General features: G+C 73.5%; 17 protein-coding genes. 11 read left to right on the top strand and 6 right to left on the bottom strand.

Annotated features, from left to right (window positions below; all coding sequences use genetic code 11):
• Positions 1-52 precede the first annotated feature (52 nt).
• From eccCa to AC3EN4_RS08865, 4 genes are all read left to right on the top strand, one after another.
• The gene (eccCa, locus tag AC3EN4_RS08850; protein ID WP_435205425.1) at positions 53-4033 is read left to right on the top strand and encodes a type VII secretion protein EccCa; all 3981 of its coding nucleotides are present in this window, start codon (positions 53-55) and stop codon (positions 4031-4033) included.
• Positions 4034-4107: 74 nt separating this feature from the next.
• The gene (gene mycP, locus AC3EN4_RS08855) at positions 4108-5439 is read left to right on the top strand and encodes a type VII secretion-associated serine protease mycosin (RefSeq protein ID WP_435205426.1); all 1332 of its coding nucleotides are present in this window, start codon (positions 4108-4110) and stop codon (positions 5437-5439) included.
• 50 nt (positions 5440-5489) lie between these two features.
• Positions 5490-6281 (top strand): phosphatase PAP2 family protein, encoded by a 792-nt coding sequence (locus AC3EN4_RS08860; RefSeq protein ID WP_435205427.1) that lies wholly within the window; start codon positions 5490-5492, stop codon positions 6279-6281.
• A 37-nt stretch (positions 6282-6318) separates the two neighbouring features.
• Positions 6319-7014, top strand: a complete 696-nt coding sequence (locus AC3EN4_RS08865; protein WP_435205428.1) for a phosphatase PAP2 family protein — start codon at positions 6319-6321, stop codon at positions 7012-7014.
• Between the two features lie 12 nt (positions 7015-7026).
• On the opposite strand, the gene AC3EN4_RS08870 is transcribed toward AC3EN4_RS08865, so the two are convergent.
• The 6 genes from AC3EN4_RS08870 to AC3EN4_RS08895 form a co-directional block, all read right to left on the bottom strand.
• Positions 7027-8205, bottom strand: a complete 1179-nt coding sequence (locus AC3EN4_RS08870) for a MarP family serine protease (RefSeq protein WP_422737302.1) — start codon at positions 8203-8205, stop codon at positions 7027-7029.
• Between the two features lie 64 nt (positions 8206-8269).
• On the bottom strand, positions 8270-8962 hold the full coding sequence (locus tag AC3EN4_RS08875) for an NUDIX hydrolase (RefSeq protein ID WP_435205429.1): 693 nt from the start codon (positions 8960-8962) through the stop codon (positions 8270-8272).
• A complete protein-coding gene (locus AC3EN4_RS08880) occupies positions 8959-9618 on the bottom strand; it encodes a TlpA family protein disulfide reductase (protein ID WP_435205430.1) in 660 nt (219 codons plus the stop codon). Before AC3EN4_RS08880 ends, AC3EN4_RS08875 begins: the two co-directional genes overlap by 4 nt.
• Positions 9615-10403 (bottom strand): endonuclease III, encoded by a 789-nt coding sequence (gene nth / locus AC3EN4_RS08885; RefSeq protein WP_435205431.1) that lies wholly within the window; start codon positions 10401-10403, stop codon positions 9615-9617. The genes AC3EN4_RS08880 and nth overlap by 4 nt, the downstream gene beginning before the upstream one ends.
• Positions 10404-10443: 40 nt before the next feature.
• Complete coding sequence (locus AC3EN4_RS08890; RefSeq protein ID WP_435205432.1) at positions 10444-11622, bottom strand: CapA family protein; 1179 nt, start codon at positions 11620-11622, stop codon at positions 10444-10446.
• Positions 11623-11678: 56 nt separating this feature from the next.
• On the bottom strand, positions 11679-12341 hold the full coding sequence (locus AC3EN4_RS08895; protein ID WP_435205433.1) for an adenosylcobinamide amidohydrolase: 663 nt from the start codon (positions 12339-12341) through the stop codon (positions 11679-11681).
• Positions 12342-12484: 143 nt separating this feature from the next.
• Between AC3EN4_RS08895 and AC3EN4_RS08900 the strand changes: the two genes are divergently transcribed.
• The 7 genes from AC3EN4_RS08900 to AC3EN4_RS08930 all read left to right on the top strand — a co-directional run bounded on the left by AC3EN4_RS08900 (position 12485) and on the right by AC3EN4_RS08930 (position 20406).
• Positions 12485-13162, top strand: a complete 678-nt coding sequence (locus AC3EN4_RS08900; protein WP_007466162.1) for a Crp/Fnr family transcriptional regulator — start codon at positions 12485-12487, stop codon at positions 13160-13162.
• A 123-nt stretch (positions 13163-13285) separates the two neighbouring features.
• Positions 13286-14029, top strand: coding sequence for a metallophosphoesterase family protein (locus tag AC3EN4_RS08905; protein ID WP_435205434.1), 744 nt, complete (start codon positions 13286-13288; stop codon positions 14027-14029).
• A 411-nt stretch (positions 14030-14440) separates the two neighbouring features.
• Entirely contained in the window at positions 14441-15061 is a 621-nt protein-coding gene (locus AC3EN4_RS08910; protein WP_435205435.1) for a TetR/AcrR family transcriptional regulator, read from the top strand.
• Between the two features lie 36 nt (positions 15062-15097).
• Positions 15098-15895, top strand: coding sequence for a TIGR03084 family metal-binding protein (locus tag AC3EN4_RS08915; RefSeq protein ID WP_435205436.1), 798 nt, complete (start codon positions 15098-15100; stop codon positions 15893-15895).
• 56 nt (positions 15896-15951) lie between these two features.
• Complete coding sequence (locus tag AC3EN4_RS08920; RefSeq protein ID WP_435205515.1) at positions 15952-17556, top strand: acyclic terpene utilization AtuA family protein; 1605 nt, start codon at positions 15952-15954, stop codon at positions 17554-17556.
• Complete coding sequence (locus tag AC3EN4_RS08925) at positions 17553-18749, top strand: acyl-CoA dehydrogenase family protein (protein ID WP_435205437.1); 1197 nt, start codon at positions 17553-17555, stop codon at positions 18747-18749. The genes AC3EN4_RS08920 and AC3EN4_RS08925 overlap by 4 nt, the downstream gene beginning before the upstream one ends.
• 55 nt (positions 18750-18804) lie before the next feature.
• Entirely contained in the window at positions 18805-20406 is a 1602-nt protein-coding gene (locus AC3EN4_RS08930) for an acyl-CoA carboxylase subunit beta (protein ID WP_435205438.1), read from the top strand.
• Position 20407: the final 1 nt, after the last annotated feature.

The following is a 20407-nucleotide window of genomic DNA, read 5'->3' on the forward strand; positions in this document are numbered from 1 at the left end:
CTTTACCTACCATGAGCCAGGCTCGGGTCACCCAGCGCAGTCAGGAGGCCGAGTGTCCACAGTCGTCATCAAGCGCCCACCGCGCCTGCCGGCGCCGGAGATCCCGGTGGGCGAACTGCCCGTGGAGGCACCGCCGGAGATCCCGGCGGTGGCCGGCGGCCGGTGGCAGCAGGCACTGATGGTCCTGCCCATGCTCGGCGGCACGGTGGCGATGGCGATGATGTTCGGGCGGGGCGGCGGCGCGTACTCGTACGTGGTGGGTGGCATGTTCGGGCTCTCGTCGCTGGCGATGCTGGTCACCACATGGGGCAGCGCCTCGGGCACCCCGAAGAAGTCCGAGATGATGGCGGCCCGCCGCGAGTACCTGCGCCACCTGGCGACGTTGCGGCGTCGGGTCCGGCAGACCGCCGGACAGCAGCGCGCCGGGCTCTACTACCGACACCCCGACCCGGCCCGACTGTGGTCGACGGTGGACAGCGGTCGGGTCTGGGAACGTCGTCCCGACGACCCGGACTTCGCGGTGGTACGCGTCGCCGTCGGGCCACAGACGCTGGCCACCCCGCTGGTGCCGCCGGTCACCCGGCCACTCGAGGAGCTGGAGCCGATGACGGCCGGCGCGCTGCGCCGCTTCCTGGACGCGTACTCGGTGGTGCCGGAACTGCCGGTAGCCCTGTCCCTGCGCAGCTTCGCCCGGGTGCACGTTCGCACCGCTCGCGGCGGCCCGGCCGGCGGCGGGCCGCCCACGCCGACCGGTGACCCGGCGGCGCAGGCCCTGACCCGGGCCATGGTGATCCAGCTCGCCGTGTTCCACGCGCCCGACGAACTGCTGATCGCGGTCTGCGCCGGTCCGGAACGCCGCGCCGCCTGGGAGTGGGTCAAGTGGTTGCCGCACGCCCACCATCCCGGTCGCGTCGACGCGCTCGGGCCGCTCCGGCTGGTGACCTCGTCGGTCGCGGAGCTGGAACGGCTGCTCGCGGACGTGGTGGCCAGCCGCTCCCGGTTCAGCCCGACCGGTCCGGCCACCGACGGCCCGCACGTGGTGGTGGTCCTCGACGGTGGCGACCTGACCGGCGCCACCGACCTGACCGGCGACAGCGGCATCGACGCGGTCACCGTACTGGACCTGGACACGCCGCCGCCGCGCCTGCTCGACCGGTACGCGCTGCTGCTGGAGCTGCGCGGCCGGCGGCTGCACTCGTGGTCGGTCGAGGGGCACGCCGAGGTGGGCACGGCCGACCACCTCGACCTGGCCGACGCCGAGGCGGTGGCCCGACGGCTGGCGCCACTGCGACTGGCGGGTACGTCCCGCGGCCCGGACGCCCCGCTGGAGGCCGAGCTGGGCCTGCCGGAGCTGCTCGGCCTCGGCGACCCGGAGAGCTTCACCGCCGAGCAGGGTTGGACGCCGCGCTCGTCCCGGGACCGGCTGCGGGTGCCGATCGGGGTGGGCGTCGACGGCGGCGCCATCGAGCTGGACCTCAAGGAGTCCGCCCAGGACGGGATGGGCCCGCACGGCCTGCTCATCGGGGCCACCGGCTCGGGCAAGTCCGAACTGCTCCGTACGCTCGTGCTGGGGCTGGCCGCGACGCACAGCTCCGAGCAGCTCAACTTCGTCCTGGTCGACTTCAAGGGCGGTGCCACCTTCGCGCCGTTCGACCGGCTGCCGCACACCGCCGCTGTGATCACCAACCTGGCCGACGCGTTGCCGCTGGTGGACCGGATGGTCGACGCGATCAACGGGGAGCTGGTCCGCCGGCAGGAGCTGCTACGCCGGGCCGGCAACTTCGCCAGCGTGCGCGACTACGAGCGCGCCCGGGCGGCCGGCAGCCCGCTCGCCCCACTGCCGTCGTTGCTGCTGATCTGCGACGAGTTCTCCGAGCTGCTCTCCGCCAAGCCGGACTTCATCGACCTGTTCGTGCAGATCGGCCGGCTGGGGCGGTCGCTCGGCGTGCACCTGCTGCTCGCCAGCCAGCGCCTGGAGGAGGGCCGGCTGCGCGGGTTGGACACGCACCTGTCGTACCGGATCGGGTTGCGTACCTTCTCCGCGCTGGAGTCCCGCACGGTGCTCGGCGTGCCCGACGCCCACGAGCTGCCCCGCTCGCCGGGCCACGGCTACCTGCGTGCCGGCACCGACCCACTGGCCCGGTTCAAGGCCGCGTACGTCTCCGGCACCGTACGCCGGCGGACCACCACCGCCGGCGCGACGGGCGGCGACGAAGCCCGCCTGCTCACGTTCACCACCCACGCCGTACCGCTGCCCGAGCCGGCCACCCCGGCCCTGCCCATGGTGGCCGAGGACGAGACGGCCCGGGAGACCCTGCTGGATCTGCTGGTCGGACGGCTCGTCGGGCAGGGTCCGCCCGCACACCAGGTGTGGCTGCCGCCGCTCGGTGACCCGCCGGCTCTGGACGAGTTGGTCGGCGCGGTCGAGGTGGACCCGACGCGCGGGCTCACCGTGGCCAACCCCGAGCTGCACGGGGCGCTCGGCGTACCGGTCGCCGTGGTGGACCGGCCGTTGGAGCAGCGCCGGGACCTGCTCTGGCTGGCCCTGGACGGCGCGGCCGGGCACGTGGCGGTGGTCGGCGCTCCACAGAGCGGCAAGTCCACCGCGCTGCGGACGCTGATCTGCGCGTTGGCGCTCACCCACACCCCGACCGAGGCGCAGGTCTACTGTCTCGACTTCGGCGGCGGCGGCCTCACCGCGCTGCGCGACCTGCCGCACGTGGGCGGGGTGACCGGCCGCGCCGACCCGACCGCGGTACGACGCACCGTCGGCGAGCTGACCACGCTCCTGGTCGACCGGGAGCGCCGCTTCGCCGAGCTGGGCGTCGAGTCGATGGCCAGTTACCGGGACCGCCGGGCCGCGTCGACGACGACCGACCAGCCGGACGACGACCCGTTCGGCGACGTCTTCCTGGTGGTGGACGGGTGGAGCACCCTGCGCAGCGAGTACGACGACCTGGAACCGCTGGTCACCGACCTGGCGACCCGTGGTCTGTCGTACGGGCTGCACGTCGTCGCCACGGCCGTGCGCTGGCTGGACTTCCGCCCGGCGATCCGGGACCTGTTCGGCTCCCGGCTGGAGCTGCGCCTCGGCGACCCGGCCGACTCGCTTGTCGCCCGGCGGGCCGCGGCGAACGTGCCGGAGCGCCCCGGTCGGGGGGTGACGGCCCAGAGCCTGCACTTCCTGACCGCGCTCCCGCGACTCGCCGGCCCCGACGGTGGCACCGCCGAACTCGTCCAGCGGATCGCCGACAGATGGGCCGGGCCGGTGGCGCCTCCGGTCCGGCTGCTGCCACCGGTGCTGCCGTACTCCGATCTGGATTTGACCGCCGCGAGCGGGCTGCGACTGCCGATCGGGGTCGCCGAGGCCGACCTGCGGCCGGTCCAGCTCGATTTCGCCGCCGAGCCGCACTTCGTGGTCTTCGGGGACGCCGAGTGCGGCAAGTCGTCGTTCCTGCGGGCGCTGGCCGCGTCGATCACCGCGCGGTTCACGCCGGAGGAGGCCCGGGTGATCCTCGTCGACTACCGGCGCAGCCTGCTCGGTGCCATCGAGACGCCGCACCTCATCGGCTACGGCACCGCCGCCGCGCACACCGCCGACCTGGTGGAGTCGGCCGCCGGTTACCTCCAACGACGGGCGCCCGGGCCGGAGGTCACGCCGCAGCAGTTGCGCGACCGTTCGTGGTGGTCGGGGCCGGAACTGTTCGTGCTCGTCGACGACTACGACCTGGTGGCCACCGGTCCGGCGAACCCGTTGCACGCGCTGGAGGAGCATCTGCCGCACGCCCGCGACGTCGGCCTGCACCTGGTGCTCGCCCGCCGCTCCGGGGGCGCGGGCCGGGCCCAGTACGAGCCGATCGTGCAGCGGCTGCGGGAACTCTCCACCGCCGGCCTCGTGATGGCGGGCAGCCCCGAGGAGGGCGCGCTCGTCGGACCGGTACGCCCCGGGCCGTTGCCGCCGGGCCGTGGTCGGCTGGTCACCCGGCGGGAGGGCGTACGCCTCGTGCAACTGGCACATTTGCCGCCACCGTGACCTGTCTTCGCGGTTCCTCCCGTGACGCGTGAGGAAACCGGTAATCTCCGATCGTCATGGTTCCGTCGGGATGAATGGCAGAGGATGTGACTGGGGTTCGGCACAGCGCTCCGGTAGTGGCCCGGCGGGCCGGCCGGGCGCTGCTCGGCGTGGTGGCGCTGGCCGCCGTCGCGGTGCCGACCGCCGCGCCCGTCGCCGCCCCGAGCAGCGGTGGGCAACTCGCCGGCGCGCCGGCCGCGTTCGCTCCCGGCGACAGCGTCTCCCGCACCGACCAGGTCCGTGACGAGCAGTGGCAGCTGGACGAGTTGCGGGCCGACACGGCCTGGCGCACCTCCACCGGCCGCGGCGTGACCGTCGCGGTGGTCGACTCCGGTGTGGACGGCAACCATCCGGACCTGGCCGGTCAGGTGCTGCCCGGCCTCGACCTGGTCGGGCCGGCCGGCGGCGCCGGCCCGGATCCGGTGGGCCACGGCACCACGGTCGCCGGCCTGATCGCCGGCCGCAACGACGACAAGCGGGGCGTGGTCGGCCTGGCGCCGGACGCCCGGATCCTCCCGGTCCGAGTGCTGGACGAGCGCAACAAGTACGACGACGCCCTGATCGTCGCTAAGGGCGTCCGGTGGGCGGTCGACCACGGTGCCCGGGTGATCAACCTGTCGCTCGGCGGCAGCGGCGACAGCCCGGCGCTGGCCGCTGCGCTGGACTACGCGTTCGCCCGCGACGTGGTGGTGGTCGCCTGCACCGGCAACCTGGCCACGTCGCCCGACACCAAGGTCTGGTACCCGGCCCGCGAGCCGGGCGTGATCGCGGTTTCCGGGTTGGAGCGCAGCAGCGACAACCTCTGGTCCGGGGCGATCACCGGCCGGGCGACGGTGCTCACCGCCCCCGCCACCGGCCTGGTGGGTGCCCGTCCGGCCGACGGGTACTGGCGGGTGCAGGGCACCAGCTTCGCCGCGCCCCTGGTCGCCGCCACCGCCGCGCTGGTCCGCTCCCGCTACCCGGACATGCCCGCGGGTCAGGTCGTCAACCGACTACTGGCCACCGCCCGGGACATCGGCCCGACCGGCCGGGACGACCGCTTCGGGTACGGGGTGGTCGACCCGGTGGCCGCGCTGACGGCGGACGTCCCCGCTGTCGCGGTCAACCCGCTGGACGACCAGACCTCGCCGGGCGTGGTCGGCTTCGGACCGGCCCCCGGTTCGGGCGACGACGACCCGGTGAGCGGCGCCGGCAGCGACCCGCTCGGGTTCACCGCGCCCCGGCAGCAGACCGGCTGGACGGCCCGCCCGGCGGGCGTACCGGCCGAGTCCGCGCCGGAGCAACTGTGGACGGGGGCGGCGCTCTTCGCCGCTCTGGTCACCGGCGCGGCGCTGATGGTGCGCCGGTTCCGTCAGCGCGCCCGCTGACCGTCGCGCGGCAGGCCTGATTGCCCGGCGGTTGGGGTAGAACCGACCGCATGAGTACGCCCGCCACCCGTACCCGCGACACGACCCGGCACCCGTCCTGGCGGCGGCGTCGCCTCGACCCGGACCACTCCCTGGGTCTGCGGCTGACCCTGGCGGCGACGGCGGCGTTCCTGGTGCTGGTGCCGTTCGCCCTGCTCGCTCTGCTGGTGCTCGGAGCGTGGGCGCCGCTGCACCGGCTGGACGCGACGATCACCGACGCGCTGCACGGGCACGCGGTGGACCACCCGGCGTGGGTGCTGCTGATGCGGGTGTGGAGCGAGGTGTTCGCGCCGATGCCGTTGCGCGCCGTCGTGCTGCTGGTGGTGATCTGGCTGCTGCGCCGACGGGCCCGCCGGTTGGCGCTCTGGGCGGCCACCACCATGGTCGTCGGCGGACTGCTGGGGCCGCTGCTCAAGTTGCTTGTCGGGCGGGACCGGCCGGAGCTGCTCGACCCGGTGGCGCGGGCCGCCGGCTACTCGTTCCCCTCCGGGCACGCGCTGAACGCCACCTTAGCCGCCGGCGTGCTGCTGTTGGTGTTCCTGCCGTACGTCCGGCGCTGGGCGTCGCGGGTCGCGCTCTGGGTCGCCGCGTTGCTGATCACGGTGGTCACCGGGCTGAGCAGGGTGGTGCTCGGCGTCCACTTCACCAGTGACGTGCTGGGCGGTTGGCTGCTCGGCGTGGCGGTGGTCGCGGCGACCACCGCCGCGTTCACCAGTTGGCGGGCGCACACCGGTCTGCGGCCGGTCCGACCGGTCCGCGACGGCGTCGCGCCCGAGGTCGAGCGGCGGCCCGACGCGACCTGAGGCGTGACGACGACGCCGAGGGGGTACTGGCCGGCTCATGTCCGACATCGTGGTCCAGATCGTCCGGCGGGTGCTGCTGCCGGTGTCCCTCCTGTTCGGCGTCATGGTGCTGCTCGGGGTACTGGTCACCCGGGTGTTCGCCCATACCTGGCCGTTCACCGTCGAGGACGCGGTCAACCGGGAGTTCGCCGGTGACCGTACCGGCGGCTGGAACGATGTCTCGCTCGTGTTCAGCACCTTGGCCAGCACCCAGATGATCGTCGTGGTCACCGTGCTGGTGGCCCTGGCGCTGCGACTCTGGCTGAAGCGCTGGCGGGAGCCCCTGTTCCTGTGCGCGGCGGTGACCGCCCAGGCGCTGGTGTTCCTGTTCACCACGATGGTGATCGACCGGCAGCGGCCGGCGGTGGAGCACATGGACACGTCGCCGCCCACCTCGAGTTTCCCGTCCGGGCACACCTCGGCCGCGGTGGCCCTCTACGTCGGTATCGCGGTGCTGATGGCCCTGCGGGCGCGCAGCACCGGCGCGAAGGTCGCCTGGTGGACGCTGTTGCTGCTGGTGCCGGTGGGCGTGGCGCTGACCCGCATGTACCGGGGGATGCACCACCCGAGCGACGTGGCGGCGTCCTTCCTGAACGGCGGCACCTGCGTCGCGATCATGGCGCGGGCGGTCCTGGACCGGGGCCTGCGCTGGGGACGCGCGAAGCTGCCGGCCGCCGCGACCGCCCGGACCTGATCGGTACGGCGCTCAGGTGCACTCGCCGGTGGCGACCGCCCGGTTCCGCTCGGCACCGGCCAACGCCACCGGGCGGGCCTCTGCGGCGGTCACCGCGAAGCCGGTGTTGGGGTCGTCGGCCGCCGCCGCGAAGATGACGCCGAGCACCAGGCCGTTGGCCGACAGCAGCGGACCACCGGAGTTGCCGCTGCGCACCAGGGCCCGGATCGTGTAGATCTCCCGGGTGACGTCGCCGGAGGAGTAGATGTCCGGCCCCTTGATCCGGTCGACGTCACGCACCCGGGCCGACTGCGCGTTGTACGGGCCGTCGAGCGGGAAGCCGAGCACGATGGCGTCCGAGCCGCTGCCCGCGTTGCCGGCGGCGAACCGCAGCGACGGGCCGGGGAGCCCCGGCACCAGCAGCACAGCCAGGTCCCGGTTGGGGTCGTAGACCACCACCTGGCCGTCGTACCGCTCCCCGCCCAGTTCCACGGCCACCGAACGAGTACCGGCGACCACATGGGCGTTGGTCATCACCCGGTCGTCGGCGTACACGAAGCCGGAGCCCTCGATGCGGCGCGAACAGCTCGGCGCGGAGCCGAGCACCTTGACCACCGAACGCTGACCGTTGACCACCACCTGGGAGCCCGCCAGCGCCGGGTCGGGCGGCTCGACCTGCCGGGCCCGGGTGGGCGCGAGGCCACCGAAGACGTCCGGGAAACCGTCGGTGTCGACGGTGTCCTCCAACGCGGTCGAGAGCCGGTGTGCCTCCTCCGGCAGGATCCCGTTCACCACGCTGATCAACGCGCTGTTGCGCACCGAGGCGGCGAGCCAGGGCACCGACGACGACCCGAGCGGTACGGCGACCAGCCAGGCCAGCAGGAGCACCGCGAACAGGGAGACGAACGCGCCACCGATGTCGTCGACCCGCCGGCCCACGTCGCTGGTGATCGTCTTGCGGAGGTGCGACCCGAGCCAGCCGGCGAGCGCCTGCCCGATCACCGCCAGACCGAAGATCGCCACCAGTGAGATCAGCACCCGGGTCCCGGCGTCGACGAACTGTCGGGCGAACAGCGGCCCGAGTTGCAGGCCGAGCAGGAGACCCAGGAAGAAGCCGGACAGCGAGGTGATGCCGATGACAAAACCCTGGCGGTATCCGCTGATCGCGAACACGAGCATGAGCAGCAGCAGGACGAGATCCACGACGGACACGGGGTCCAGCGTACGGGCACCGCGCCCGGCGGATGACCATCGCTTGCGGAAGGTGACCGCGTGGTCAGCGCAGGGCGGTCTCGTCGACGTCGTCGGTGCCGGCCGAGGGGGCCGGAGTGGCGCCGGTGGGCGGCAGGTCGACGAGCCGGCCGGGCGACCACGGGCGGGCCCAGCCACCCATCTCGAGCAGGGCCGCCAGCACCCCGGCGGTGAAGCCCCAGACGAGCATGCCGCGCGACGAGAACGCCGGCCCCACCCAGCCGCTGGGATGGCGGACCCGCAGCCGGTTGGCCGGGTCGACCAGTTCGCGGATCGGCAGGCGGGCCACGTGCGCCACCTCGGCGGGCTCCCGGGGGTGCACCGGGTGCGGGTCGTGCCACCAGGCCAGCACCGGGGTGACCACGAAGTCGCTGACCGGTATCCACAGCTTCGGCAGCTCAGCCAGCACGGTCACGCTGGCCGGGTCGAGACCGACCTCCTCGTTGGCCTCGCGCAGCGCGGTGGCGCGGGCGTCGGCGTCCTCCGGGTCGGCCGCCCCACCGGGAAAGGCCGGCTGGCCGGCATGGTTACGCAGGGTCGCGGCCCGTTGCAGGATCAGCACGTCCGGCCCGGTGTCGGGCTGCTCGCCGAGCAGCACCAGCACGGCGCTCTCCCGGCCACCCTCGGCGGGGGTGGTGAGCCGGGTGAAGTCCTCGACGCGGGCCGTGCCCAGCCGGCTCAGCAGCGGGTCGATCCAGCCGGGAGGTCGACGGGTCACGCCGGCACCGCCACGCCCAGGTGCGCGCGCACCAGCGTGCTGAGCTGAGCATCGTCGAGGGCCCCGGTGGCGTCGACGTGCCGGATCCGGCCCGCCGCGTCGACGAAGAGGGTCAGCGGGAAGGCGTTGCGCCGCAGCTCCCGTTGCAGCGCGTCGCCCTGGTCGACGAGGACCGGAAACCGTACGCCGAAGTCCTCGCCGATGGACTGGGCGCCACTGCGGCTGTCCCGGGTGTTGACCCCGACCACCTGGAGCTGGCCGGCGGTCCGCTCGCTGAGCCGCTGGAAGGCCGGCAGCTCCTTACGGCACGGCCCGCACCAGGAGGCCCACACGTTGATCACGGCTGGCCCGGCCACGTCCCGCAGCGCGACCGGCGCACCGCCGGTGAAGCAGGGCAGGGTCAACGCCGGCAACTCCGGCCCGCCCGCAGGTGCGGTGTTCGCGGCCGGCGGGGCGGAGACAGCACCGGGGCTGGGCGTCGGTGCCGCGCTCAACGCGGCGCAGTCCCGGAAGGGCGACGGTCGTTCGGCGGCGGCGGGCGGCTTGGGTGCGGAGTCGTCGGCCGGGCTGCCGGTGCAGCCCCCGACGAACAGCGTGAGGGGCACGGCGAGCAGGGCGAGCCGTCGGGTGACGGCACCCGTGCGCAGGCGGTTCACGGCACCTCCGCGGCGACCGCCTGCGGCGGCACCAGCTCCGGGTCGACCCCGGCCGCCACGGCCAGCTCACGCGCCCGGGGGCCCTTGAGCAGCTTGGCGGCGGCGGCCGGCTCGGTCGGCCCGGTGCCGTACGAGGGGCAGAGCTTCGCGAGCGTGCACGCCCCGCAGGCCGGTTTGCGGGCGTGGCAGACCCGCCGCCCGTGGAAGATGATCCGGTGCGACAGCATGGTCCAGTCGCGCTTGGGATACAGCGCGCCGATCGCGTGCTCGATCTTGACCGGGTCGGTCTCGGCGGTCAGCCGCCACCGGTGCACCAGCCGCTGGAAGTGCGTGTCGACGGTGATGCCCGGGACGTCGAAGGCGTTGCCGAGGATGACGTTGGCGGTCTTGCGGCCGATCCCGGGGAGCGTCACCAGGTCGGCGAGCCGGCCGGGGACCTGGCCGTCGTACCTGTCGACGAGCGCCTGCCCGAGCTTGAGCAGCGAGTCCGTCTTGTTGCGGTAGAACCCGGTGGGTCGGATCAGCTCCTCCATCTCGCCCCGGTCAGCACCGGCGTACGCGGCGGCGTCCGGGTAGCGGGCGAAGAGCTTCGGGGTGACCTCGTTGACCTTCTTGTCGGTGCACTGGGCGGACAGGATGGTGGCGACGGACAGCTCCAACGCGTTGGAGTGGTCCAGCTCGCAGTGCGCGTCGGGGTGCGTCTCGGTCAGCACCCGGCCGATCTTGCGGGCGCGGCGGGTGCGCCCGAGGTCGGTCTCGCTGGCGCCGGGAGGGCTACTGGTCACGACGGCCAGCCTACGTCGCACCCCGGACGTTCCTCCGCGGTCAACCGCCGGTCGGCGCGGTGATCCTGCCCTGCCCGTCGAACCGGGCCCCGGCCTTGGGGAAGTCGGTACGGCTCAGCTCGGTGACGAGCCCCAGGCCCCGGTCGTCCGGATCCATCGTCGGCTTGCCGGTCGAGTTCATGTACGTCGAGGCGAACGACCCGCCGGCCCAGCTCCCGTCGGGCTTGAGCGACACCTTCAGCACCCCGCCCCAGCCCAGCCGCCCGGCGTTGCTCAGCGAGTTGCCGCCGCCGGCGAAGTTGCCCAGGCTGTACGCGATCAGCCGCCCCTTGTAGAACTCCATGCCGCGCAGCACGTGCGGCCCGTGTCCGACGATCAGGTCCGCGCCCGCGTCGATCATGGCGTGCGAGAACTTGACCGGATCGCCCCGGTTCTCGCCCAGGAACAGCTCGGTGCCCGGCTTCACCCGGGTCTTGTCCGCTCCCTCGCCGCCCATGTGCACCTGCACCACGACGAGGTCGGCCATGGTGGCCGCCTTGGCGACCACCGTCTTGGCCTTGGGAATGTCGACCAGGCTGTTGGACCAGACGTACGAGGAGAAGCCGACCACCGCCACCTTGACGCCCTTGACGGTGACCACGGTTATCTCGTCGGGGGCGCCGGTGTGCTCCAGGTCGTATTTCTTCAGCGCCTTCTGCGTGTTCTCGTAGCCCTTGGGCCCGTAGTCGTACCCGTGGTTGTTCGCCTGGTTGAGCACCCGGAAGCCGGCGTCGCGCAGATGCGCCGCGTACTCGGGCGGGGCCCGGAACTGGAAGCAGCGGGTGGAGTTGGCCCCGCACTTGCCGGTGCCGGTGTCCACCGTCAGCGGCTCCTCCAGGTTGCCCATGACCAGGTCGGCCTTGAGTGCTCCGGTGACCGAGTCGAAGAATCCCTTCCCCCCGGCGGCGGGCAGGCGGCCGGGCGCGTTGCCCATGATGATGTCGCCGGTCGCGGAGAGCGAGATGGCGCCGCCTCCGCCGGCGGCCGGCGCGTCGCCGCTGGCCTTCGGGCCGGCCGTGCTCACGGGCGCGCCCGTGCCACCGCCACCGGCGCCGGGTTGCCACGTCGGGGCCTCCCCGCTGTCGGCGCAGCCGGCGACGAGCAGGGCGGCCAGCAGCGCCGCGAGGCCGATGGCGACGCGGCGGAACGGGCGGGGCGCGGAAGGGGCGGCAGCGTACATCGCCCGCGACCCTACCGACCTCGGGACGCGCCGACGAGGGCCGATCGGTCGGAAGTTCAGCCCGTCAGCCGGTCTGACCAGGGCACGACCGGCCGCTCGCCGCCCGCGCGTACGGCGGCGTGCACGGCTCGGGCCAACGGGGCGCCCCACGTCGAGCGCGGTCCGCCGTACGCGGCCTCCGGCCCGTCCACCGGGCAGAGCACGGTGACCGCGTCGGTGGGCGTGCCCGTCCCCGGCAGTCCCAGCTCGCCGATGGCCTGGGTCTTCGCCTCGGTGGCGGTGGCGACGGCGTTGACGAGGGCCGAATCGGCGAGCCGGGCCGGCACGTACACCACGATGTTGACCGTGCCCACCCGCTGGCTGAGCGCGCCCGCGGCCGGTGCGGCGGCGGGCACCGGCGTGCCGATCCCGACGGTCGCCCAGGCCCGCACCCCGGTGTCCGTCCGGGCCACCACCTCGGTCACGTCGACGCCGGTCAGCAGACCCACCCCGGGACCGTCCAGGGCCAGGTCCGCGGCGAGCGCGGCCAGGTGGACGGCGGGGTCGTCCCGGTCGTACGACATGGGCACGGTCGCGTTCAGCACCCACCGCCGGACGCCGACGCCACCGCCCAGCGGGCCGCTGCTGGCCGCCCGAAGGGGGCCGTCGGCCCGCCAGACGAGCAGCGGTACGGACCGCCCGCCCTCGACGCGGCTGGTCAGAATCGGGTCCCTCAGCACGTCGGGCAGGTTACGCCCACCGATCAAGATTCCAGGGGCGACCTCTGATTCGTGCTCACGTGCGCCTAGACTTGGCGGCGCGCGAGGGGATCAGCGGACGGCGGCCCCGGCCGACGGACGGCACGCGCAACCGGAGGTGCGCGATGGATGAGGTACTGGCCCGCAGCGGGATCTTCCAGGGTGTGGACCCGGAAGCTGCCGAGGCGCTCGCCAAGGAGATGGAGACGATCGAGGTCCGCAAGGGCGAGATCGTCTTCAATGAGGGCGAGCCCGGTGACAGCCTCTATATCCTGCTGTCCGGGAAGATCAAGGTCGGCCGCCGGGCGGCGGACGGCCGGCAGAACCTGATCGCGGTGATGGGGCCGTCGGACATGGTCGGTGAGCTGTCGCTCTTCGACCCGGGTCCGCGTACGGCGACCGCCACCGCGGTGACCGACACCCGGCTGGTACGGCTGCGCAAGCAGGCGCTGCGCCCGTGGCTGAACAACCGGCCGGAGATCGCCGAGCAGCTGCTCCGCGTGCTCGCCCGGCGGCTGCGCCGGACCAACGACTCGCTCGCCGACCTGATCTTCACGGACGTGCCGGGTCGGGTGGCGAAGAACCTGCTCCAGATGGCCGGTCGCTTCGGCACCCGCGACGGCGGCGTCCTGCGGGTGACCCACGACCTCACCCAGGAGGAGATCGCCCAGCTCGTCGGCGCCTCCCGGGAGACGGTCAACAAGGCGCTGGCCGACTTCGCCTCGCGCGGCTGGCTGCGGCTGGACGGCAAGAGCATCATCATCCTGGACCCGGAGCGCCTGGCCCGCCGCGCCCGCGTCTGAGACATCGGTACGTCCCCGCCTCTCCGTCACCGACGGCGAGGCGGGGACGTCTTTGTCTGCCCGGGTTGTCTGCCCGGCGCAGAATCGCTGGATCGGGGCGACCGTCGGGCCGAGAGTGGGGCAATGCTGAACCGGGTTGCCGTGCTCTCCGACATCCATGGCGTACTGCCCGCGCTGGAGGCCGTGCTGGCCGAGCCGGACGTCGCCGCCGCCGACCTCATCGTGCTGACCGGCGACATCGCGGCCGGTCCGCAGCCGGTCGAGGTGCTGGACGTGCTCGCCGACCTCGGTGACCGCGCCTGCTGGGTCGCCGGCAACTGCGAACGTGAGCTGGTCGACGCCCGCGCGGGCCGACCCGCCTCGATCGAGGTGTCGAACTGGGCGGCCGGGCAACTCCGGAACGATCAGGTCGCGCGGCTGGCCGCGCTGCCCGCGACCGTGACGCTGGAGATCGACGGCCTGGGCCCGACCCTGTTCTGCCACGCGACACCCCGAGACGACGAGGAGATGGTGCTCGTCGACTCGCGGATGGAGCGCTGGGCCGAGGTGTTCGCGGGCCTGCCGGCCGAGGTCCGCACGGTCGTCTGCGGGCACACCCACATGCCCTTCACCCGGCTGGTGGACCGACGGCTGGTCGTCAACCCGGGCAGCGTCGGCATGCCGTACGGGGGCGCTGGCGCGTGGTGGGCCCTGCTCGGGCCGGGCGTGCAGCTACGCCGTACCGCCTTCGACGTGGACGCGGCGTGCGCCCGGGTGGCGGCGGAGTCGGCCTTCCCCGACGCCGTGGCCTGGGCCGACGAGTACCTGCGCTCCCACCACAGCGACGCCGACGCGCTGGTCGTCTTCGGCCCCCGCGACGGCCGCTGACCCGCAAGACATCACTGCTGACGTCTCGCTGCGGTGGGCGCCGACGAGGGACCCCGACATAGGTGACCGAGTCCTGTCGAGCTGCCCCGGATTCGGGGCAGCCCCGGGTAGGTGTGACCGAGTCCTGTCGAGCGACCCCGGGGTAGGTGACCGAGTCCTGTCGAGCGACCCCGGGGTAGGTGACCGAGTCCTGTCGAGCTGCCCCGGGATTGGGGCAGGAGACGCCTATCAGGACGCGACTCGCCGCCCCATTTCTGGGGCAGCTCGACAGGACTCGAGTTAGAGCGGGTGGGGCCGGCACGGCAGACCGCGAGCACACCGGGTGGGAGCGGCTCCGGTCCACTGTTCGCCGCCTCGGAGCCATAAAAAGTCAGTCTTGACTGTTTGTTTCTCAGACCGCAGGCTGTTCGCGTGCCCCTCCCATCGACCCCCGCCGCATGGACGCGTGTGCCTCAGCAGGAGCGCAGTCGCGCCACCCGGGCCCGCCTGCTGGAAGCCACCGTCGACTGTCTCATCGAGCACGGGTGGTCGGGCACCACGACCACCGTGGTGGCCGCCCGGGCCGGCGTCTCGCGGGGCGCCCAGTTGCACCACTACCCCACGAAGGCCGCGCTGGTCACGGCCGCCGTGGCGCACCTGGCCGAACGCCGGGCCCAGGAGCTGCGCACCGAGGCCGAGGCGTTGCCCGCCGGGCCGCAGCGCCTCGACCGGGTGATCGACCTGCTCGGGGCGGCCTTCACCGGGCCGCTCTTCGTGGCCGCGCTCGAACTGTGGGTGGCCGCCCGCACCGACCGCGAGCTGCGCGACGCCCTGGTGCCGTTGGAGGCGACGGTCGGCCGGGAGATGCACCGGCTCACCGTCGCGCTGCTCGGCGTCGACGAGCGCCGACCCGGCGTCCGCGAGGCGGTACAGGCCACCCTCGACCTGATGCGCGGGCTCGGGGTGGCCAACCTGCTCAGCGACGACTCGGCCCGTCGTACCGCCCTGCTCGTCACCTGGAAACGCCAGCTCGCCACCCTGCTCACGCCCTGACCCCGGCCATCGGGGCCCGCACCGACCGGAGGCACCATGGTCGACCTCAGTGACCTGCTCACAGATCTGGCCGACGAGTCCGCCGACCTGGACGCGCTGGTCACGCCGCTGTCCGCGGCCGACTGGGCCCACCCGACGCCGGCGGCAGGCTGGACCGTCGCGCACCAGATCGCCCACCTGGCCTGGACCGACCACATGGCGCTGCTGGCCGCCACCGACGCCGAGGCGTTCTACGCGACGGTGATCGCCGCGCCGGACGTGACCCGGCTGGTGGACGCCGGGGTCGACGAGTTCCTGGCGCCACCGGTCGACCTGCTGGCCCGCTGGCGGGCCGGCCGGGGCGCGCTCGCCGACGCACTGGCCGCCGTTCCGGCCGGCGAGAAGGTGCCCTGGTACGGCACCCGGATGTCGGCCACCTCGATGGCCACCGCGCGGATGATGGAGACCTGGGCGCACGGTGAGGACGTGGCCGACGCCCTCGGTGTCGTCCGCCCGGCCACCGGCCGCCTCCGCCATGTGGCGCACCTCGGTGTGCGTACCCTCGGGCACGGGTTCACCGCCCACGGCCGTCCCGCGCCGACGTCGCCGGTCCGGGTGGAGCTGGCCGCGCCGGACGGCGACACCTGGGCCTGGGGCCCGGCGGACGCCGCCGACCGGTTGAGCGGTCCGGCCCGGGACTTCTGTCTCCTGGTCACCCAGCGCCGGCACCGGGCGGACCTCGCCCTGCGGCCGACCGGCCCGGTCGCCGACGAGTGGCTCGACGTGGCCCAGGCCTTCGCCGGGCCGCCGGGCGACGGCCGGACGCCAGCCGGCGGAGACGGGGTACGTCCGTGATCCGCATCGGCAACGCCTCCGGCTTCTACGGTGACCGGTTCACCGCCTGGCGGGAGATGCTCGACGGCGGCGAGCTGGACGTGCTGACCGGTGACTACCTGGCCGAGTTGACCATGCTGATCCTCGGTCGGGACCGGCTGCGCGACCCCGACCTCGGCTACGCAAAGACGTTCCTGCGGCAGGCGGAGACGTGCCTCGGCACGGCCCTCGACCGGGGGGTACGGCTCGTGACCAACGCCGGCGGGCTGAACCCGGCCGGCCTGGCCGCCGCCATCGAGGCGCTCGCCGGTCGGCTGGGCCTGGCGGTGCGGGTCGGGTACGTCGAGGGCGACGCGCTCCCGCGAGCCGACGCGCTCACCGCGAACGCGTACCTGGGCGCGTTCGGGATCGCCGCCTGCCTCGACGCCGGGGCCGACGTGGTGGTGACCGGCCGGGTCACCGACGCCTCGCTGGTGGTGGGTCCGGCCATCGCCCGGTACGGGTGGCGCCGGGACGACCTCGACGAGCTGGCCGGGGCGACCGTCGCGGGGCACCTGATCGAGTGCGGCGCGCAGGTCACCGGCGGCAACTTCAGCTTCTTCACCGAACTGCCCGACGGCGGGCACCGGCCCGGCTTCCCGATCGCCGAGGTGCACGCCGACGGCTCGGCCGTGCTCACCAAGCATCCGGGCACCGGTGGCGCGGTCACCGTGGAGACCGTCACCGCCCAACTGTTGTACGAGGTCGGCGGGCCGGCGTACCTGGGGCCGGACGTGGTCACCCGCCTGGACACGGTGACCCTGCACCCCGACGGGCCGGACCGGGTGCGGGTCAGCGGTGTACGGGGCACCCCGCCGCCGCCCACGCTCAAGGTGGGCGTCAACAACCTCGGCGGGTTCCGGAACTCGATGACGTTCGTCCTGTGCGGCCTCGACATCGAGGCGAAGGCCGCTCTGGTACGCGGGCAGATCGAGGAGGCGGTGGGCACGGACGGGCTGGAGTTCACCCTCGCGCGTACCGATCACCCGGACGCCGCCGACACCGAGGCGGCGAGCGCCCTGCTGCACGTACACCTGCGGGACAGCGACCGGAAGCGGGCCGGGCGGGCCTTCTCGGCCGCCGCCGTGGAGCTGGCGTTGGCCTCGTACCCGGGTTGCACGCTGACGACCCTGCCCGGCGACGCCACCCCGTACGGCGTCTTCACCGCCGACACCGTGCCGCAGGACGAGGTCGCCCAGGTGGCGGTCCTGCCCGGCGGCGAGCGGGTGCCGATCCCCCCGCCGATCCGCACGGCTCCCGTGACGCCGGACGAGACGGCCCCGGGTGGCGACGCGCCGGTCACCGGCCCGACCCGGCGCGGCGCGCTCGGTGAGCTGGTCGGCGCGCGCTCCGGCGACAAGGGCGGCGACGCCAACCTCGGCGTCTGGGCGCGCTCCGAGGCCGGGTACGCGTGGCTGCGCGCCTGGTTGACCGTCGAGCGCCTGGCCGAGTTGCTGCCCGAGACGGGGGCGCTGACCGTCCGGCGCTACGAGCTGCCGAACCTGCGCGCGGTGAACTTCGTGATCGAGGGTCTGCTCGGGGCCGGGGTCGCCGCGTCCACCCGGTTCGATCCGCAGGCCAAGGCGCTGGGCGAGCTGCTCCGCGCACGGATCGTCGACCTGCCGGCGGAGGTGGCCCGATGAGCATCGTGGACACCCCGGAACGCCGACAGCTCCGCGAGTTGACCCGCGCGTTCGTCACCCGGGAGGTGCTGCCGCACCTGGACGACTGGGAGCGGGCCGGCGAGGTTCCCCGGGCCCTGCACGCCACCGCCGCGAAGCTGGGCCTGCTCGGCATCGGCTTTCCCGAGTCGGTCGGCGGCAGCGGCGGCGACCTGCTCGACTCGATCATCGTGACCGAGGAGCTGATCCGTTCCGGCGGGTCGTCCGGGCTGGTAGCGGCCCTGTTCACGCACGGCATCGCGCTGCCGCACATGGTCGCCGCAGCCGGTGCCCGTACCGGTGGATCGCTGGGTGGCCGGCTCACCGGCGTCGCGTCCCCGGGTGACGACGGGCTGATCGAGCGGTACGTCCGACCCACCCTGGCCGGCACGATGATCGGCGCCCTGGCCATCACCGAGCCGGACGGCGGTTCGGACGTGGCCGGCATCCGCACGACCGCCGTCCGGGACGGCGACCACTACGTGGTGAACGGGTCGAAGACCTACATCACCAGCGGTCACCGGGCCGACTTCGTGACCACCGCCGTGTGCACCGACTTTCCGGGCAGCGGCGCGCTGACCCTGCTCGTGATCGACAAGGACTCGCCCGGGTTCACCGTGGGACGTCGGTTGGAGAAGTTGGGCTGGCACTGCTCGGACACCGCCGAGCTGTCCTTCGTGGACGTGCGCGTGCCGGTGACCAACCGGATCGGCGCGGAGAACACCGGCTTCCTGGCGATCATGCAGCACTTCGCGCCGGAGCGGCTCTCTTTGGCGACCCAGGCGTACGCGACCGCGCAGCGCTGCGTGGAGCTGGCGATGCGCTGGTGCCGGGACCGGGAGACCTTCGGGCGTCCGCTGGTCGGCCGGCAGGTGGTCCGGCACCGGCTGGCCGAGATGCACACCCGGGCCGAGGCGGCCCGGTCGTACGTGCACGAGGTGGCCGCCCGGGTGGCGGCGGGCGAGCCCGTGGTGACCGAGGTGGCCATGGCGAAGAACGTGGCCGTGGCCGCCTGCGACCACGTCGTCGACCAGGCGCTGCAACTGCACGGCGGCTTCGGCTACCTGCGCGACGCCGAGGTGGAGCGGCACTACCGCGACGCGCGGATCCTCGGCATCGGCGGCGGCACCACCGAGATCATGAACGAGATCATCGCGAAAGGCATGGGCCTGTGAGCGCGAGGAGTGAGCCGGGTTTGCGAGCCCCGCAGTCGCGAACGAAGGAGGAACGGTGAGCATCCTGGACAGCGCGATCGACCCGACCGCCCCGGGGTACGTGGCGAACCGGGCGGCCCTGGTGGAGCGGCTGGCCGAGTTGGACGCCGCACTCGACCAGGCGCGGGCGGGCGGCGGCGAGAAGTACGTCTCGCGGCACCACGCGCGCGGCAAGCTGCTGCCCCGGGAGCGGATCGAGCTGCTGGTCGACGCGGACAGCCCGTTCCTCGAACTGTCGCCGGTCGCCGCGCACGGCACGGACTTCCCGGTCGGCGCCAGCGTGGTCACCGGCATCGGCGTGGTCGAGGGCGTCGAGTGCCTGATCGTCGCCAACGATCCGACGGTACGCGGCGGCGCGGTCAACCCGTGGTCCCTCGCGAAGACCCGGCGGGCCGGCGAGATCGCCCTCGCCAACCGGTTGCCCATGGTCAACCTGGTCGAGTCGGCCGGGGCGGACCTGCCCACCCAGGCGGAGATCTTCATCCCCGGCGGTCGGGTGTTCCGGGACCTGACCCGGCTGTCGGCGGCCGGCATCCCCACGGTCAGCGTGGTCTTCGGCAACGCGACGGCCGGTGGCGCGTACGTGCCGGGGATGTCCGATCACGTGATCATGATTCGGGACCGGTCGCAGGTGTACCTGGCCGGGCCGCCGCTGGTGAAGATGGCGACCGGCGAGGTCACCGACGACGAGTCGCTGGGTGGCGCGGCGATGCACGCCGGCACGTCCGGGTTGGCCGACTACCTGGCCGAGGACGAGCGCGACGGCATCCGCCTGGCCCGCCAGTGCGTACGCCGGCTGAACTGGCGCAAGCAGGGTCCCGCGCCACGGACGGCCGTGCCGCAGCCGCCGAAGTACGACCCGGAAGAGCTGCTGGGCATCGTCAGCTCCGATCTGAAGGTGCCGTTCGACCCGCGTGAGGTGCTGGCCCGGATCCTGGACGGCAGTGACTTCGACGAGTTCAAGCCGGCGTACGGGGACTCGCTGGTCACCGGCTGGGGCGAACTGCACGGCTATCCGGTGGGTGTGCTGGCCAACGCGCGCGGGGTGCTGTTCAGCGCGGAGGCGCAGAAGGCGGCCCAGTTCATCCAGCTCGCCAACGCCTCCGACACCCCGTTGGTCTTCCTGCAGAACACCACCGGCTACATGGTCGGCACCGAGTACGAGCAGCGCGGCATCATCAAGCACGGCGCCTTGATGATCAACGCGGTGTCCAACTCGACGGTGCCGCACCTCACGGTGAACCTCGGTGCCTCGTACGGGGCCGGCAACTACGGCATGTGCGGCCGGGCGTACGAGCCGAGGTTCCTGTTCACCTGGCCGAACGCCAAGTCGGCGGTGATGGGCCCGGCGCAGCTCGCCGGGGTGCTGTCGATCGTGGCCCGGCAGGCCGCGGCCGCCCGGGGGCGGGACTACGACGAGGAGTCCGACGCGGCGATGCGGATGATGGTCGAGCAGCAGATCGAGTCGCAGTCGGGCGCGCTGTTCCTCTCCGGCCGGCTCTACGACGACGGGGTGATCGATCCTCGGGACACGCGTACCGTCCTCGGGCTCTGCCTCTCGGCGATCCACAACGGACCGGTGAAGGGCGCCGACGGCTTCGGCGTCTTCCGGCACTGAA

It is taken from the genome of Micromonospora sp. bgisy143, from assembly GCF_057708145.1.

What these genes read in the sequence shown, in the direction of transcription:
- mycP (WP_435205426.1), top strand. Translation starts at nt 4,108, where the DNA reads ATGGCAGAGGATGTGACTGGGGTTCGGCACAGCGCTCCGGTAGTGGCC.
- AC3EN4_RS08860 (WP_435205427.1), top strand. Translation starts at nt 5,490, where the DNA reads ATGAGTACGCCCGCCACCCGTACCCGCGACACGACCCGGCACCCGTCC.
- AC3EN4_RS08865 (WP_435205428.1), top strand. Translation starts at nt 6,319, where the DNA reads ATGTCCGACATCGTGGTCCAGATCGTCCGGCGGGTGCTGCTGCCGGTG.
- AC3EN4_RS08890 (WP_435205432.1), bottom strand. Translation starts at nt 11,622, where the DNA reads ATGTACGCTGCCGCCCCTTCCGCGCCCCGCCCGTTCCGCCGCGTCGCC.
- AC3EN4_RS08900 (WP_007466162.1), top strand. Translation starts at nt 12,485, where the DNA reads ATGGATGAGGTACTGGCCCGCAGCGGGATCTTCCAGGGTGTGGACCCG.
- AC3EN4_RS08905 (WP_435205434.1), top strand. Translation starts at nt 13,286, where the DNA reads ATGCTGAACCGGGTTGCCGTGCTCTCCGACATCCATGGCGTACTGCCC.
- AC3EN4_RS08915 (WP_435205436.1), top strand. Translation starts at nt 15,098, where the DNA reads ATGGTCGACCTCAGTGACCTGCTCACAGATCTGGCCGACGAGTCCGCC.
- AC3EN4_RS08920 (WP_435205515.1), top strand. Translation starts at nt 15,952, where the DNA reads ATGCTCGACGGCGGCGAGCTGGACGTGCTGACCGGTGACTACCTGGCC.
- AC3EN4_RS08925 (WP_435205437.1), top strand. Translation starts at nt 17,553, where the DNA reads ATGAGCATCGTGGACACCCCGGAACGCCGACAGCTCCGCGAGTTGACC.